Origin of the sequence: Roseovarius sp. ZX-A-9, assembly GCF_028369135.1 — a bacterium.
Classification (GTDB): Bacteria; Pseudomonadota; Alphaproteobacteria; order Rhodobacterales; family Rhodobacteraceae; genus Roseovarius.
On sequence record NZ_JAPWHW010000016.1, the window covers coordinates 35,608 to 50,805 of the forward strand.

The 15,198-nt window shown below is 63.4% G+C and carries 13 protein-coding genes; 9 read left to right on the top strand and 4 right to left on the bottom strand.

Annotated elements, in window-relative coordinates:
- Window positions 1-177 precede the first annotated feature (177 nt).
- Genes O3306_RS15435 through O3306_RS15450 form a run of 4 tightly spaced genes read left to right on the top strand, consistent with a single transcriptional unit; the run spans window position 178 to window position 3,444 of the window.
- Window positions 178-1,104: a branched-chain amino acid ABC transporter permease gene (locus O3306_RS15435; protein ID WP_272009085.1), complete on the top strand. Its 927-nt coding sequence runs from the start codon at window positions 178-180 to the stop codon at window positions 1,102-1,104.
- The gene (locus O3306_RS15440; RefSeq protein WP_272008933.1) at window positions 1,101-2,045 is read left to right on the top strand and encodes a branched-chain amino acid ABC transporter permease; all 945 of its coding nucleotides are present in this window, start codon (window positions 1,101-1,103) and stop codon (window positions 2,043-2,045) included. Before O3306_RS15435 ends, O3306_RS15440 begins: the two co-directional genes overlap by 4 nt.
- Window positions 2,042-2,749: an ABC transporter ATP-binding protein gene (locus tag O3306_RS15445; RefSeq protein WP_272008935.1), complete on the top strand. Its 708-nt coding sequence runs from the start codon at window positions 2,042-2,044 to the stop codon at window positions 2,747-2,749. The genes O3306_RS15440 and O3306_RS15445 overlap by 4 nt, the downstream gene beginning before the upstream one ends.
- Entirely contained in the window at window positions 2,749-3,444 is a 696-nt protein-coding gene (locus O3306_RS15450; protein WP_272008936.1) for an ABC transporter ATP-binding protein, read from the top strand. The genes O3306_RS15445 and O3306_RS15450 overlap by 1 nt, the downstream gene beginning before the upstream one ends.
- Before the next feature lie 28 nt (window positions 3,445-3,472).
- Here the strand turns inward: O3306_RS15450 and O3306_RS15455 are convergent, their stop codons facing one another.
- Both O3306_RS15455 and O3306_RS15460 read right to left on the bottom strand, forming a co-directional pair.
- The gene (locus O3306_RS15455; protein WP_272008938.1) at window positions 3,473-4,840 is read right to left on the bottom strand and encodes an ATP-binding protein; all 1,368 of its coding nucleotides are present in this window, start codon (window positions 4,838-4,840) and stop codon (window positions 3,473-3,475) included.
- On the bottom strand, window positions 4,837-5,556 hold the full coding sequence (locus O3306_RS15460) for a response regulator (protein ID WP_272008939.1): 720 nt from the start codon (window positions 5,554-5,556) through the stop codon (window positions 4,837-4,839). The genes O3306_RS15455 and O3306_RS15460 overlap by 4 nt, the downstream gene beginning before the upstream one ends.
- A 241-nt stretch (window positions 5,557-5,797) precedes the next feature.
- On the opposite strand from O3306_RS15460, the gene O3306_RS15465 reads away from it, so the two are divergent.
- The 3 genes from O3306_RS15465 to O3306_RS15475 all read left to right on the top strand — a co-directional run bounded on the left by O3306_RS15465 (window position 5,798) and on the right by O3306_RS15475 (window position 10,788).
- Window positions 5,798-6,331, top strand: coding sequence for an EF-hand domain-containing protein (locus tag O3306_RS15465; RefSeq protein ID WP_272008942.1), 534 nt, complete (start codon window positions 5,798-5,800; stop codon window positions 6,329-6,331).
- A 132-nt stretch (window positions 6,332-6,463) separates the two neighbouring features.
- Complete coding sequence (locus tag O3306_RS15470; RefSeq protein WP_272008944.1) at window positions 6,464-7,684, top strand: efflux RND transporter periplasmic adaptor subunit; 1,221 nt, start codon at window positions 6,464-6,466, stop codon at window positions 7,682-7,684.
- A complete protein-coding gene (locus O3306_RS15475) occupies window positions 7,681-10,788 on the top strand; it encodes an efflux RND transporter permease subunit (RefSeq protein ID WP_272008945.1) in 3,108 nt (1,035 codons plus the stop codon). Before O3306_RS15470 ends, O3306_RS15475 begins: the two co-directional genes overlap by 4 nt.
- 186 nt (window positions 10,789-10,974) lie before the next feature.
- Here the strand turns inward: O3306_RS15475 and O3306_RS15480 are convergent, their stop codons facing one another.
- Window positions 10,975-12,150, bottom strand: coding sequence for an acetyl-CoA C-acyltransferase family protein (locus tag O3306_RS15480; RefSeq protein WP_272008947.1), 1,176 nt, complete (start codon window positions 12,148-12,150; stop codon window positions 10,975-10,977).
- 125 nt (window positions 12,151-12,275) lie between these two features.
- Window positions 12,276-12,971, bottom strand: a complete 696-nt coding sequence (gene rpe / locus O3306_RS15485; protein ID WP_272008949.1) for a ribulose-phosphate 3-epimerase — start codon at window positions 12,969-12,971, stop codon at window positions 12,276-12,278.
- A gap of 142 nt (window positions 12,972-13,113) precedes the next feature.
- On the opposite strand from rpe, the gene O3306_RS15490 reads away from it, so the two are divergent.
- Window positions 13,114-14,754, top strand: coding sequence for a long-chain-fatty-acid--CoA ligase (locus tag O3306_RS15490; protein WP_272008952.1), 1,641 nt, complete (start codon window positions 13,114-13,116; stop codon window positions 14,752-14,754).
- On the top strand, window positions 14,751-15,185 hold the full coding sequence (locus tag O3306_RS15495; RefSeq protein WP_272008954.1) for a MaoC family dehydratase: 435 nt from the start codon (window positions 14,751-14,753) through the stop codon (window positions 15,183-15,185). Before O3306_RS15490 ends, O3306_RS15495 begins: the two co-directional genes overlap by 4 nt.
- Window positions 15,186-15,198 lie beyond the last annotated feature (13 nt).

A 15,198-nucleotide genomic window follows, 5' to 3' on the forward strand; every position in this document is an offset into this window, starting at 1 on the left:
GCCCCGTATCCGGATATGGGGCGTGAAATTGCTGACGTAGAAGCCGCGTAAGGCCAGATTCCCTGCATTCGATTGACCAACATCTGCCAAGGCGTTTCTTTTGACGCGGACGAATTCACCGATACCCCTGCCATTTTCCTTGCCCTTCTGCGCATCGCCGGGCAATCCTGCACGACAATGGAATTGGGTCCTTATCTTTTGCTTGCCACGCTCGAAGGCGCGGTAACGGCGGCGGTGCTGGCGCTGACCGCTGTCGGCCTCAGCCTGGTCTTTGGCGTGATGCGGGTGGTCAACATCGCGCATGGCGAGTTTTTCATGCTGGGCGCGGTCATCGCGTGGTACGTGGCGCAGATGATGGGCGGCCATCCCGCCATCGGCTTTGGCGCGGCGCTGATACTCGCGCCGCTGCTCGTGGGCATAATCGCGGTGGCGGTGGACATGACCATCCTCAAGCGGATCGATTATGACCCCGAGCGCACCATCGTCGCCACAATCGGGGTGCTTTACATCATCCAGCAACTGACGCTGATGGGCTACGGCCCCGAAGCGCGGCCCGTGGCACCGCCCTTCAACACGCGCCTTGCGATCCCGTGGTGGGAATTCAAGGATGGCAGCCTGCAGATGTACTGGCCCTGGGGGCTGAGCACCACAAGTTACAAGCTGGCGGTGATCTGTGCCGCGCCGGTGGTCCTGCTGGGTGTCTGGCTGATGATGGCACGGACCAAGATCGGCCTGCTGATGCGCGCCACGCAACAGGACCGCGACATGGCGCTGGCCTTTGGCATCCCGGTCGAGCGGGTCTATGCGCTGGTCTTTGGCATTGGTGCGGGGCTGGCGGCACTGGCGGCAGTGCTGATCGTGCCGATTCAGCAGGCGCATTACCTGATGGGGGCCGATCCACTGCTGTTGTCGTTCATCGTAGTGATCATCGGCGGGCTGGGCAGCCTGCCGGGCACCGTCGTGGCAGCGATCCTGATCGGGCTGAGTGACGGGATCATTTCGGTCTTCTTCTCCCCCACGCTGGCCAAGATCCTGGCGACGCTGCTGGTCGGTCTGGTGCTGGTTTTCCGCCCCAATGGCCTGTTCGGGACGCGCGGTTCATGAGTGCGGGACGGAAGATCGCCGTGCTGCATATCGGCCTACTGGTGCTGCTGTTCGCGCTGCAATTCGTGCTGCCCGCCTATCATCACGGCAATCTGGCGCGGATCATGGTGCTGGCCAGCTACGCGGTCGGCTATAATATCCTGTTTGGCTATACCGGCCTGCTGAGCCTGGGACATGCACTGTTTTTCGCGGCGGGCATGTACGGGATGGCGCTGACGGTGAACCATCTGGGCTGGACGCCCGCGCCGGCGCTGATCGCCGGGCTGGTGGCGGGGCTTGTCGTCTCGGCGGCGCTCGGGGTGCTGGCACTGCGCACGGCCGGCGTGGCGTTCATGATCGTGACGCTGATGTTCGCGCAGGCGGGCTACCTCACCATCCTCTATTTCGGCGAATGGACACGCGGCGATGAAGGCTTCGTGATCCAGCAGGCGCAGCGGATGCTGTGGGGGATCGACCTGAGCGATCCGGGCAATCGGTATTTTGCCGCGCTGACGCTTTTTGCGGTGTCGCTGATGGTCTGCCTCGTGCTGGTGCGCCACCCGTTCGGGCGAACGCTGGTGGCGATCCGCGAGAACGAGGAACGGGTGCGCATGCTAGGATATGACACTTTCGCGCACAAGCTGGGCGCGGTGGTGATCTCTGGCACGATATCGGCTGCGGCGGGGGCGTTTTACGGGCTGCTCTTTGGCTATGCCGGTGCCAGCTTTGCCAGCGTGCAATATTCGATCTTTCCATTGCTTTGGGTGCTGCTGGGTGGGGCCGGCACGGTGCTGGGGCCGTTCATCGGCACGCTTTTCATGTTCTACCTGATCGACCTCAGTTCGGGTGTCACCACGGCCTACATGCTGATTGCGGGCGTGGTGCTGGTATTGTTGACGCTATTCGCGCCGCAAGGGCTGGTGGGCGAATTGCGTCGCCGGGTCTGGCGGTGGCTGCCATGACTTTGCTGAGCACACGCGGACTGAGTAAGAGCTTTGCCGGTTTGCAGGCCGTCAGGAACGTGGATTTCGACCTGACCAAGGGCGAGGTGCGCGCGCTGATCGGGCCGAACGGCGCGGGCAAGACGACGCTGGTGGGGATGATCTGCGGGCGGATTTCTCCGTCGGCGGGGACTGTCCATTTCGACGGGCGCGACATAACTGCGCTGCCAGCGCACCGGCGGATCGGGCTGGGCATGGCCTACACATTCCAGATCACGTCGGTCTTTGCCGGGCTGGACGTGGCCGAGAACGTCGCACTTGCGGCGCGGCGGCGGCTGTCCGGCGATGCCGTGGCACCCGCGGTCGAGGCCGCGCTGATGCGCGTCGGCCTTGCGGATCGCGCCGAACAGGAGGCAGGCGATCTGAGCTACGGCCACCAGCGCCTGCTGGAGATCGCGATGGGTCTGGTGCAGGAGCCGCGTCTGCTGATCCTGGATGAACCGACGCAGGGGCTGGCCGAGGCCGAGATTGCCGCGTTCAAGACACTGATCCGCGAGCTGGCAGGCGCTACGACGATCCTGCTGATTGAACACAACATGAGCGTGGTGATGGAAACCGCAGACCGCGTGAGCGTGCTGAATTTCGGCGAGTTGCTGGCCGAAGGCACGCCCGATGAAATCCGTGCCGACGCCGATGTGCAGGCCGCCTATCTGGGGACCGGATGATGCTGGAACTGCACGGGATAGGCGCCGGATATGGCCGCGCGCAGGTGCTGCGGGACTTCAGCCTGCGGGTCGAGGCGGGCGAGATCCTGTGCCTGCTGGGCCGCAATGGCGCGGGCAAGACGACGACGATGCAGGCGATCATGGGCCTGTTGCCCCTGATGGCGGGCCGGATCACGCTGGACGGAACAGAGATCAGCGCACTGCCCGCACACAAGGTGCCACGTGCGGGCATCGGCTATATCCCGCAGGGGCGGCGGCTGTTTCCAAGCCTTACCGTGGCGCAAAATCTGGCTGTGGGCATGCAGACCCGCAACAGCCCCCCGGAAGTGCTGGAGGAGGTGCTGGACCTCTTCCCGCGCCTGCGCGAACGCATGGGGCAGCGCGCACAGACCCTTTCGGGCGGCGAACAGCAGATGCTGGCCACGGCCCGCGCCTTGTGTTTACAGCCCAAGGCGCTGCTGCTGGATGAACCGACCGAGGGGCTGCAACCCTCGATGATCGAAGCGATCCGGCAGGTGATCGTGAAGATGCGCAGCAAGGGCGTTGCAATCCTGCTGGTCGAGCAACGGGTCGATGCGGTGCTGTCGGTGGCGGACCGCGTGGCCTTCATCGAGAACGGGCGCAATGGCGAGACATTGCCCGCCGAAGCCCTGCGCGCCGATCATTCCATCGTGGATCGCTATGTTGGCGTGTGATGGCGGCTGTGGCCGGTCTCATTTGCCATCATGACGACCTGCGCAGTGGCAAAGTCACCGTCACCCGCAACCCGCCTTCCTGTCGGTTCTCAAGCGTGATCTGACCGCCATGTGCGACGATGATCGTCCGGGCGATGGACAGGCCCAGACCCGCGCCGCCGGTTTCAAGGCTGCGGCTGTCGTCGCCGCGCGTGAATGGCTCGAACATGGCATCCAGACGGTCGGGCGCAATACCTGGCCCGTTGTCGTCGATGGTGATGATGGCCTGCCGCTTGTCCTGCGCCAGTGTCACGGTTGCCGCATCGCCATAGCGCTTGGCGTTGTCGATAAGGTTCCCGATCGCCCGGCCAAGCCCGACACGGCGGCCCGTCACCTGCACATTCGGGGCGGCATTGCACGCCGCACCGCGATCCTCGCAAATCTGGGTCAGCAGGGCACCGATATCAATCGGCTCCATTTTCTCGGAATCCTGCCCATCCTTGGCATAGCTTATCAGCCCGTCGGCCATCACTGTCATCTCGTCCAGCGTGCGGACCATCGCGTCGCGCTGCTCTTCGTCATCGACCATTTCCGCGCGGATGCGCAGGCTTGTCATGGGTGTGCGCAGGTCATGCCCCACGGCCGCAAGCATCCGCATGCGTTGCGCATCGAATTGCGAGATTTCGACTTGCATGGCGTTGAATGCCTGCGCCGCCTTGCGCATTTCACGCGCCCCGCCTTCCGGAACGCGCGCGGCGCGGTCGCCGCGTCCGGCAGCCTCGGCGGCCCTCGAGAGCTGCTCAAGCGGTTTGGTCAGGTGGCGCGCAAGAGCGATGGACACGCCAAGCACGCAGAAAAGCGACAGGGCCAGAACAGTCAGAAACGGCCTGCCATCGACACGGCCGGGGCGTCGGGATGCGCCGCTGGTCACGACGTTGAGCCATTCGGTCTGCCCGTTTCTTGCGCTCAGCGGCATGGTGATGGCGATCACCCGATCCGTGCGAAAGCCGCCCCGGCGCTCGGGCGCATCGGGGGGAATCGGGCGGTCGATGATGGCAACATTCACGTCCTCGCGTTTCAGTGTCTCCATCAGCCCCTGCGCGATGTATCTCGACCGGCTGTCGGCGGCGGTTTCTGTCAGCAACGGGGCATCGTCCACCCTCACGCGGGCGAACCGGGTAGAGGCGTCTCGGGCAATCACCCGGCGGACCTGTGCGTTGACCGCTTCCATTGCCGGAATGAGGGCCGCGATCCGCTCGATCTCTCGGTCTTCGCTGGCCTGCCTGTCAAATCGCTGCTGCTGAAAGTTGAGAACAGCCAGCGCGATAAGGTTGGCAACAAGGATGGTCATCGCCAGAAGAAGAACGATACGCCCGGCCAATCCATCGGGGAAAAGTCGTTTGAGGCTCTGCATCATGGGGCCTCCGTCACATCCGCGACCAACCTGTAACCGCCGCCCCATTCCGTCACGAGAATTTGCGGGTTTTTCGGGTCGACTTCGATCTTGCGGCGCAAGCGGCTGATCTGGTTGTCGATGGCACGGTCATAGGCTTTCGCCTCGCGCCCGGCGGTCAGGTCAAGCAGGGTTGCTCGGCTGAGGACCGTGCGCGGCTGGTCAAGAAATATGCCAAGAAGGCGGTTCTCGGCGGTGGTCAGGTCGACGGTCTCGCCATCTTCGTGGCTGAGCGTCAGGCGGTCGGGGTCATGCACCCAGCAGGCAAATGCCCGGCGCCCGCTTGGCGGTGCGGAAATCTCGGCGGGCACACGGCGCAGGATCGCGCGGACCCGCGCCAGCAGCTCGCGCGGATTGAACGGCTTGACCAGATAATCATCAGCGCCAAGCTCCAGCCCGACGATACGATCTGTCTCATCCGCCATGGCGGTCAGCAACAACACCGGCGGGCCGTCATGGGCGACAAGCCAGCGACAGAGGCTGAGCCCGTCCTCGCCCGGCATCATGATGTCGAGCACGACGAGGTGAATGGCTGCCTCAGCCAGGATCTCTCGCGCCTCCGCCGCATGGGCGGCGAGCCTTGTGCGGAATCCTTGCTTGCGCAGATATTGGCCCAACGGCTCGCGAATGTCGCGAGCGTCGTCGACGATAAGGATCTGGGGCGCGATTGGGTCTGTCATGGCGTCTCTCCTTGGACGCATTCTCAGCGACCGTTGCAGTCAATAGCACCCTTTCTCCTTTGAAAATCAACCAACAGGCAGAACAATTCCTGCCTGAATTGTCGCAAGATGTATCAGACCCCGGTCCAGCGACAAACGGCGACAAACTGGCGTTGGCGCTGACAAACCTTTTTGCGCGATACCCCCTAAGTGAGGTTCACGAGGCAATCACTGCCCGACCAGAAACTCGAAAGGAAACGACATGACAAAATCCAGATTTCTCCCCGGCAGCTTTATCGTCGCAGCCGCTCTTCTGTCCGGCCTGACCGTTGCCACCGCGCAGAATGCGAATGACACAGCCCCCGTCGCGGCACAGGCAGCCGCCGACGCGCCCGATGGTAAACACGACGGTCATCGTGGCGAGCGTGGGCACCGCCGTGGCCATGGGCATCACGGCGAGCATGGCATGATGCGTCAGATCATGGAACGGGTCGATGCCAATAATGACCGCGCCGTGACGCAGGAAGAAGTGGACACGTTCCGCGCGTCGGTCGTGACCGATGCCGACAAATCCGGCGAGGGCAACATCTCTCTTGATGAGTTCGAGACGATCTACCTCGACCTGACCCGAGAGCGGATGGTAGACGCGTTTCAGAAACTCGACGCGGACGGTGACGGCGCAGTGACGCAGGCCGAGATGGACAAGCGTTTTGGTGATGTCGTCGAGCGGATGGACCGCAATGGCGACGGGAAGCTGGACCGCGAAGATCACAAGCGCCGTGGCCGAAAAGGCTAAGGCCATACCGGCAAGCGACGCAGCGGCGAGGGCAGACCTGCCCCCGCCGCAACACTGCGCCGCATGGTCGGCGATCAACCAGACAGGTTGAACCGGTCAGAGATGCGGCCGGAAAATCACAGGGGCTCTTGAATGCGTACCTTCGTCACCTTGATCATCGCAGCATTGATCCTGACCGGATCATATTTCATCGCCTTTGGTGTTCCGGCTTCTCTTGGGCCGGTTTCCGGGGTTGAAGGTGAGAGTGGCGAACAGACAAGCAATCCCGAACGCGGCGCGCGGGCCGGCCGCCCCGCTGGCGGGCAAAGAGGTGCCAGCGCAACGACGGTGGTCCTGACCCCGCTGGAAAGGCAACCTTACGAAGATGTCCTGCGCGCCATAGGAACTGCGAAAGCAGTGCGCAGCGCGGATGTGGTCGCGGATGCATCAGGCGAAGTGACCGAAATCAACCTGCCTGCGAATGGGGATGTTTCGGCGGGCGACGTTCTGGTGCAGCTTGATGCGCGGACCGAGGTGTTCAACCTTGAGATCGCGCAGACCGAATTCGAGCAGGCCCGTGACGTTACACAGCGCTACGAGCGTTTGCAGGCAACCGGAAACTCCACGGTAACCGAAGTCACATTATCCGAGGCCAGGGCCGCCCAGCGCCTGGCAGAAGCCAAGGTCGGGCTGGCGCAGACCGCGCTGGATGACCGGACCATACGCGCGCCAATCTCGGGCAAGCTGGGTCTGAGCGATGTGGAAATCGGCGACATCCTGTCCGTCGGCAGTACCATCGTGACCATCGACGATTCCGAGGCTTTGCTGGTCGAATTCGAGCTGCCAGAACGTTCCATCGGTTTGCTGGCCAAAGATCAGACCGTCCTTGCCAGCACCCCGACCTTCACAGGGCACGTTTTCGAGGGCGAGATCGTGTCCTTTGACAGCCGCATCGACAGCGTGACGCGCAGTGTGACGGTCAAGGCACGGATCGAGAACCCCGATGGCCTGCTATGGCCGGGCATGACATTTGCCGTGCGCATCATCCATGAAAGCGATCCGCTGGCGGTGTTGCCATCCACCGCAATCAGCTGGTCGCGCAACGGATCAAGCGTGTGGATCGACGACGGCGGCGTTGCCAAGCAGGTGCCGGCGACCATCCTGTTCCGGCGCAATGGCCGGGTTTGGATCGACGCGGATATTGCCACTGGCACCTTGGTTGTCTCCGAAGGAGCGCAGAAATTGCGCGCCGGATCACGCATCAAACCCGCGAACGCCCCGGCACAGGAGCCTGCAACGACACCGAACCGCGCGACGCCGGAAGTCGGGCAAGCCGAACCGAAACAACCAACCGCGACCGAGGCACCGACATGAGCACCGCTACCCCTCAGGCTGGCAAGTCCGGCCTTGCCAATCTCTTTGTCGCCCGCCCCTTGTTCGGCATCGTCATCAACCTGCTGATCCTGATCGCGGGGCTTGCCGCGCTTTCATCGGTGGACGTGCGCGAAATGCCGGATGTGGACCAGCCCGTGCTGTCGGTCCGGACCACTTACGAAGGCGCCGTTCCTGCCACCGTCGACCAGCAGGTCACGCAGGTGCTGGAGGATGCGCTGAGCGCCCTTGAGGGGCTGTCCTATATCGAATCAAGTTCCACGACCGGCTCGAGCCGCATCACCATCGACCTTTCCACGGGCACAGACGTCAACATCGCCGCGAACGAGGCGCGTGAAATCGTGTCCGCAACGCTGCGCCAGCTTCCCGAGGATATCGACGACCCGATTGTCACGAAAAGCGACAGCAACGCCGATGCCATCATCCGGCTGGCCATTCTGGGCGATGCCACCTTTGACGAGATGACACGGCTGGCCGAAGGCGTGATCTATGACCGCCTGTCACTGATCGACGGCATCGCCGAAGTCACCGTGCGTGGCAACCGCGCAAATGAATTTCGCGTTACGCTGGACATGCCCTCGCTGCTCAGCCGCGGGCTGACAGTATTCGACGTATCAGACGCATTGACGGCCCTGCGCGATGACACGCCGCTGGGCGATCTGGAATCATCGTCGCAGACCCTCGCCCTGCGCGTCGGTAACGCAGAGGTGACCGCCGACAGCGTTGGCCAGATCCCCATCAACGCGACGACCCGCGTGTCCGATGTCGCCTATGTTCAGGTGGTCCCAGAGGACAGGGATGTCTTTGCCCGCGTCAACGGCCAGCCTGCGATCGGGCTGGACATCAGCCGCCAGTCGGTCGGCAACACGCTGGAAATCTCAAAGGCGGTGCGCGCGGCGGTCGAAGAGCTGCGCGCCGATATGCCGGAGAATGTGGATATCATCATCACCTCGGATGACGGTGTGTTCATCGAAGGGTCGATCGACGAGGTGGTCAAATCCATCGGTATGGCCACCATTATCGTGATCGCGGTCATCTTTGCCTTTCTGCGCTCGCCCCGCGCAACGCTGATCCCCGCAGTCACCATCCCCGTGGCGCTGGTCGGCACTGTTGCCGCGATCTGGCTGACCGGGTTTTCCGTCAACACCATCAGCCTTTTGGCACTGGTTCTGGCCACCGGTATGGTCGTGGACGACGCCATCGTCGTGATCGAGAACATCGTGCGCAAGCGCAAACAGGGCATGGGGGCTTTCGCCGCAGCGGCCGCTGGCACGAACGAGGTGTTTTTCGCCGTCATCTCGACCACCGCAACGCTGGCCGCCGTCTTCATCCCCATTTCGTTTCTGCCCGGACAGGCGGGCGGCGTATTCAGCGAGTTCGGATTCGTTCTGGCCTTTGCCGTCACCCTGTCCTCGATCACGGCACTGACGCTGGCACCGGTGCTGGCCGCATTCCTGGACCCCGGCAAACCCGCCCCCAAGGCGACCGCCGCGCCCGCCAGGGCGGGGGCCATCGCGCGTGGTTTCGACTTCGTCATGGATCAGGCCATCCGGGCACCCCTGATCGTGCTGTCTGTTGCCATCGGGTTCGCCCTTATCGCAGTCGGCGCAGCAAGCACGTTATCGTCCAGCATCACGCCAGACGAGGATCGTGGGTTCTTTCTGATCCAGGCGCGCGGTGCATCCGATACCACGGTCGAGTACCTTGAGACGCAAATCGCGCAGGTCGAGGCTATCTTGGACCCTTACCGCGCAAACGGAGACGTCGAAGCCGTTCAGAGCATCATCGGTGTGGGCGGCGGCACCAGCGCCTTCATCATCGTGCGCCTGCCCGACTGGGCCGAGCGCGACCATAGCCAGCAAGAGATCATTGCCGAGGTCAGCAAGCAACTCAGCGATGTTCCCGGCGTTCAGGTCAATGCCCGCTCGACCAACAGCCTGAACATCCGTGGCGCGGGGCGCGGTCTGCAATTCGCGGTCACAGGCACCGATGTCGCGGCAATGACAGACGCTGCCGATACTCTGGTGGCCGCGATGGCGGGCGACGATACGTTCCTCAACCCACAGCTTTCCGAGGACAGCGTACAGGCGCAATACGAGCTGCGAGTGGACCCGGACATGGCCCGCGTGTTCGGCCTGAGCGAGGAAGAAATCGCCCAGACAGTCAGTGCCATGGTCCAGGGCAACGTCGCTGTTTCGGTGTTCGAGGATGATGTTGAAACCGACGTCAACGTGGTGCCCGGTGGCCCCCCGATCAACGATCCGTCAGACCTTGAGTCCATCTTCCTGCGTCTGCCGGGCGGTGAATATGTTCCGGTCTCGGCAGCAGCAACGCTCGAGCCGATTGTCAGCCAGTCGCAAATCAGCCGTCAGGCCGGATCGCTGGCCGTGTCGGTTCAATCCAACCTTGGCCAAGGTGTCGACCTTGGTGATGCAATGGCGCAACTGACCGCGATTGCCGATGACACGCTGCCGGACGGCATGGGGATCGTCTTTACCGGCGAAGCGGCAACACTGACGGACAGTGAGTCTGCCATGTATACGGTTTTTGGTGTGGCCTTCATCGTCGTTTTCCTGGTGCTGGCCGCCCAGTTCGAAAGCATCGCCAGCGCCGTCGTCATCATGCTGACAGTCCCCTTTGGGCTGGCCGCCGCGCTTCTGGCAATCTCCCTCTCGGGCGGATCGCTGAACTATTACAGCCAGATCGGTCTGGTGATGCTGATCGGTGTCATGGCCAAGAACGGCATCCTGATCGTTGAATTCGCAAACCAGTTGCGCGAGGCGGGTCAGGATATCGACAGCGCGATCCGCAACGCCCTGCGCCTGCGCATCCGGCCGGTGATGATGACGATGGTCTCGACCGTGTTTGGCGGCTTGCCGCTGATCCTGACATCCGGGGCCGGGGCCGAGGCGCGCATTGCGGTCGGCTGGGTGATCGTCGGCGGGCTTGGCTTTGCCACCGTCTTCACCCTGTTCCTGACGCCTGTGTTTTACCGCTGGATCGCGGTCTGGGGCGCCGCCCCCGGCATGGCGGCCAAGCGACTGAACCGCGAGAATGCCGCGATGCCCGCTCTCCTGCCCGAATAACGGGCAGGTCTCATTGGGTATGAAACGCGCCGGCGGCGGACGACCTCAACCATCGTCGCCCCCAGCCGGCGCGGCAAAGGTTTTTTGGAAAGATGAAACGCGCATCGGCCATTCATCTTTCCCATAAATACCTCCGCCGGAGGCCCCGCTCACCAAGATGCTCGCCGGGGCAGATGTAGTGTCCGGTCAGACCCGCTCGATTGCCAGCGCGATACCTTGCCCACCACCGATGCACATGGTGATCAGCGCCTTGCGCCCGCCAGTGCGCTCCAACTCATACATCGCCTTGATCGTCAGAATCGCGCCCGTCGCACCGACCGGATGGCCCAGCGCGATCGCGCCGCCATTAGGGTTCACGCGCGCCGGGTCAAGTCCAAGCGCCTTGTTCACCGCCAGCGCCTGCGACGCAAAGGCCTCGTTCGATTCGATCACGTCGAAATCGGACGCGCTCAGCCCGGTGCGCGCGAACAGCGCCTCGATGGCCGGGACCGGGCCGATGCCCATCACCTCGGGGCGCACACCGGCATGGGCATAGCCCAACACCCGCGCACGCGGCTTCAGACCCGCCAGTTGCGCGGCATCACCGCGCGCCATCACGATTGCTGCCGCACCATCATTGATGCCCGATGCATTGCCCGCCGTGACGGTGCCATCTTTCTGGAACGCGGTGCGCAGCCCGGCCAGCGCCTCTGCCGTCGTCTCCTTGGGGTGTTCATCGGTGTCGAAACTCACGGTATCGCGCCGCACCTTCACCTCGATCGGCGTGATCTGATCCTTGAAATGTCCCGCCTTGATCGCCGCCGCCGCACGGCGCTGGCTCTCCAGCGCAAAGGCGTCCTGCGCTTCGCGGCTGATGTCATGCTCTGCCGCGACATTCTCGGCGGTGACGCCCATATGGCCGGTGCCGAACGGACAGTTGAGCGCGCCCAGCATCATGTCGAGCGTCCGGACATCGCCCATCTTGGCGCCCCAGCGCTGATCGGGGATGATGAAGGGCGCGCGCGTCATGCTTTCGGCCCCGCCGGTCAGCGCATAGTCGCAATCGCCCAGCATCAGTGCCTGAATCCCCGAAACGATCGCCTGCGCGCCCGATCCGCACAGGCGGTTGACGTTCATCGCCGGCGTGGTCTCTGGGATGCCCGCCTCCATCGCCGCGACGCGGCTGAGATACATGTCGCGCGGCTCGGTGTTGATCACGTGGCCGAACACCACATGCCCGATCTGGCCACCCTCGACCCCGGACCGTTCCAGCGCGGACCGCGCCACATGCGCGCCCAGTTCGGTCGGTTTCACCCCCGCCAATGCACCGCCAAAAGTGCCGATGGCCGTCCGCGCGCCGCCCAGAATCACGATATCCGTCATGTTACGATCCCTTCTAATTTCTTGCCCGAATCCTATCGTGGATCGCCGCTGACAGGCAAACGCGACGTTCCCCCGCAATGGCCGGATCAGGGGCACAACGCCACCCGTCCCGCCGATGCGGGCCCTCAGTTGCCCTGCGCGGCCTCGGCTGCGTGGCGGATCGCGCGGATGTTGGCGCCATAAGGGGCCGGGTTCTGCACACTGCCGCCCGTGAACACCGCAGACCCCGCCACCAGCACATCGGCCCCCGCCGCCACCATCAGCGGCGCCGTTTCGCGCGTGATACCACCGTCGATCTCGATATGAATGGGCCGGTCGCCGATCATCTCGCGCAACGTGCGCACCTTTTCGATCTGGCTGTGAATGAATTTCTGCCCGCCAAAACCGGGGTTGACGGTCATCACGCAGACCAGGTCGATCATGTCCAGCAGATGCGCCACATCATCCAGCCCCGTACCGGGGTTCAGCGCCAGACCGGCCTTGCAGCCCGTCCCGCGAATGGCCTGCAACGTGCGGTGGATGTGCGGCCCGGCCTCCAGATGCGCGGTCAGGACATCCGCGCCCGCATCGGCGAAGGCCTCGATATAGGGATCGACCGGCGCGATCATCAGATGCACGTCCATCACCGTCTTGATATGCGCGCGGATCGCCTTGACCAGCGGGGGGCCAAACGTGATGTTCGGCACGAAATGCCCGTCCATGACGTCGACATGCACCCAGTCACAGCCCTCGGCCTCGATCGCCTCGATCTCCTGACCGAAATTGGCGAAATCAGCCGACAGGATCGACGGTGCGATTTTGATGGAACGGTCAAGGGACATCTGCTGGCTCCTGCGTGGGGGGATTGCCTTGCTACTTGCGGGCCAGCCTGCGCAACGTCAAGAGCCGGGTGCGGGAATTGATCACCAAACTGCTTTGTGCGACCCTGCGCCATTGGCACAACCGGAAAAGAGGGTAGCGCGCATGTTGGGGATGATGATGCACCGGCCCTTGCGGATCATCGATATCCTGACCCACGCCGCAGAGGTCACGCCGCATGAGGGGATCGTATCAGCCACGCCCACAGGCCGACACCGCCAGACCTACCCGGATGCGCTGGTACGCGCGGCGCAACTGGCGCATGCCTTGGTGGCTCAAGATGTCCGCCAGGGGGACAGGATCGCGACGCTGGCATGGAATTCCCACCGTCATTTCGAGCTTTATTTCGCCATCTCCGGCATGGGCGCGGTCTGTCACACGATCAATCCGCGCCTGTCGGACGAACAGCTGGTCTATATCCTCAACCACGCGAAGGACCGGATCCTGTTTCTGGAGCCGGAATTTGCTCCGCGCATCGCAAGGCTAAGGGATCAGATCCCCCCCGAAATGACCTGCATCGCGTTGTCGGAAACTGCAAATCAGGCTGAAACAGAAACTGATCTTCCCCTTTACGACGCGCTTATCGCCGGGCAGCCCACCACCTATGACTGGCCCGACCTGCCAGAGGATACCGCCGCCGCGCTCTGCTATACCTCCGGCACCACTGGCGCACCAAAAGGCGCGCTCTTTTCTCAGCGCTCCACCGTGCTGCACGCGATGATGGTGCCGCTCAGCCAGACCAGCAGCTTTCGCGCCGGGTGCTGCGCAATGCCCATCGTGCCTATGTTTCATGCCAATGCCTGGGGCCTGCCCTATGCCGCACCGCTCATGGGCATGACGCTGGTGATGCCCGGCGCGGCGCTCGACGGGGCCAGCCTCTGGGCGTTGATGGAGGCCGAGCAGGTCCATACCGCCTGGGGCGTGCCCACCGTTTGGGCGGGCCTCTTGCCTGAGATCGAGCGGCGCGGCCGCCCACCCGCAGGCTTTGCCGATCTGGTTGTCGGCGGTGCCGCCATGCCGCATTCGCTGGCATTGGCCTATGAGCGTCACGGAATCCCCGTCAGCCGCTGCTGGGGCCTGACCGAGATGAGCCCCGTCGGCGGGCGCGGCACCCCCGGCCCGGATGTCGCGGCACTGGATCTGACCGCGCGCATGGCCGCCCAGACCAATGCCGGGCAGCGTTGTTTCGGCGTGGATTTCAAGGTGACCGGCGAAGGCGGCGTGCGCCTGCCCCATGACGGGCAGACCACCGGAGAGCTCTATGTGCGCGGCAACAGCGTCATTTCAGGCTATTTTGACAACCCTGCCGCCAGTGCGGCCGCCTTCGATGCCGATGGATGGTTCGCCACCGGCGATATCGCTTCTGTCGATGCTCAGGGCCGGCTGACTGTGCATGACCGGGCCAAGGATCTGGTAAAATCGGGCGGTGAATGGATCAGTTCAATCGACCTTGAAAATGCCGCGACCGCCCATCCCGGCATTTCCAGTTGCGCCGTTATCGCCATGCCGCACCCCAAATGGGGTGAACGGCCCATCCTGATCGCCGTCGCCGCCACCAATCCACCGCCCGATCTGGCGGCGATCCACGAAACGATGGCGCCGCATTTCGCGAAATGGCAACTGCCCGACGATGTGATCTATCTTGACGCTCTGCCGCTCACCGCGACCGGCAAAGTGTCGAAACTGACCCTCCGACAACAGCTCACCGATTACCTGCTGCCCGATCTGCGCGAGCCAACCCAATGACCGATGCGCCCGCCATTTCCCGCTGGTTCAAGGTGGATCAGAGCCGCATTGATGCCTTTGCAGATGCCACCGATGATTGGCAATTCATCCATACCGATCCTGACCGGGCGGCGCAGACTCCCTTTAGCGGCACCATCGCGCACGGGTTCCTCAGCTTGTCACTGCTGTCGGCGATGTATTACGACGCGCTGCCCTTTCCGCCAGAGGTGACGCGCAGCGTGAATTACGGCTTTGACAAGCTGCGCTTTCTCTCGCCGGTGCGCGCAGGCGCCCGGGTGCGCGGCGTGTTCCGCCTGATCAAATCGGACGACGCCACGCCGGGGCAGGTATCGAACACATGGTCCGTGCGGGTCGAGATCGAGGGCACCGACAAGCCCGCCCTCATCGCCCGCTGGCTGACCCGATACTATACCGATACCCCGACAGATTGACGCGAAAAAACCT

Coding starts and splice junctions, on each gene's coding strand:
- O3306_RS15475 (WP_272008945.1), top strand. CDS start 7,681: ATGAGCACCGCTACCCCTCAGGCTGGCAAGTCCGGCCTTGCCAATCTC.
- O3306_RS15460 (WP_272008939.1), bottom strand. CDS start 5,556: ATGACAGACCCAATCGCGCCCCAGATCCTTATCGTCGACGACGCTCGC.
- O3306_RS15495 (WP_272008954.1), top strand. CDS start 14,751: ATGACCGATGCGCCCGCCATTTCCCGCTGGTTCAAGGTGGATCAGAGC.
- O3306_RS15465 (WP_272008942.1), top strand. CDS start 5,798: ATGACAAAATCCAGATTTCTCCCCGGCAGCTTTATCGTCGCAGCCGCT.
- O3306_RS15470 (WP_272008944.1), top strand. CDS start 6,464: ATGCGTACCTTCGTCACCTTGATCATCGCAGCATTGATCCTGACCGGA.
- O3306_RS15435 (WP_272009085.1), top strand. CDS start 178: ATGGAATTGGGTCCTTATCTTTTGCTTGCCACGCTCGAAGGCGCGGTA.
- rpe (WP_272008949.1), bottom strand. CDS start 12,971: ATGTCCCTTGACCGTTCCATCAAAATCGCACCGTCGATCCTGTCGGCT.
- O3306_RS15440 (WP_272008933.1), top strand. CDS start 1,101: ATGAGTGCGGGACGGAAGATCGCCGTGCTGCATATCGGCCTACTGGTG.
- O3306_RS15480 (WP_272008947.1), bottom strand. CDS start 12,150: ATGACGGATATCGTGATTCTGGGCGGCGCGCGGACGGCCATCGGCACT.
- O3306_RS15455 (WP_272008938.1), bottom strand. CDS start 4,840: ATGATGCAGAGCCTCAAACGACTTTTCCCCGATGGATTGGCCGGGCGT.
- O3306_RS15450 (WP_272008936.1), top strand. CDS start 2,749: ATGCTGGAACTGCACGGGATAGGCGCCGGATATGGCCGCGCGCAGGTG.
- O3306_RS15445 (WP_272008935.1), top strand. CDS start 2,042: ATGACTTTGCTGAGCACACGCGGACTGAGTAAGAGCTTTGCCGGTTTG.
- O3306_RS15490 (WP_272008952.1), top strand. CDS start 13,114: ATGTTGGGGATGATGATGCACCGGCCCTTGCGGATCATCGATATCCTG.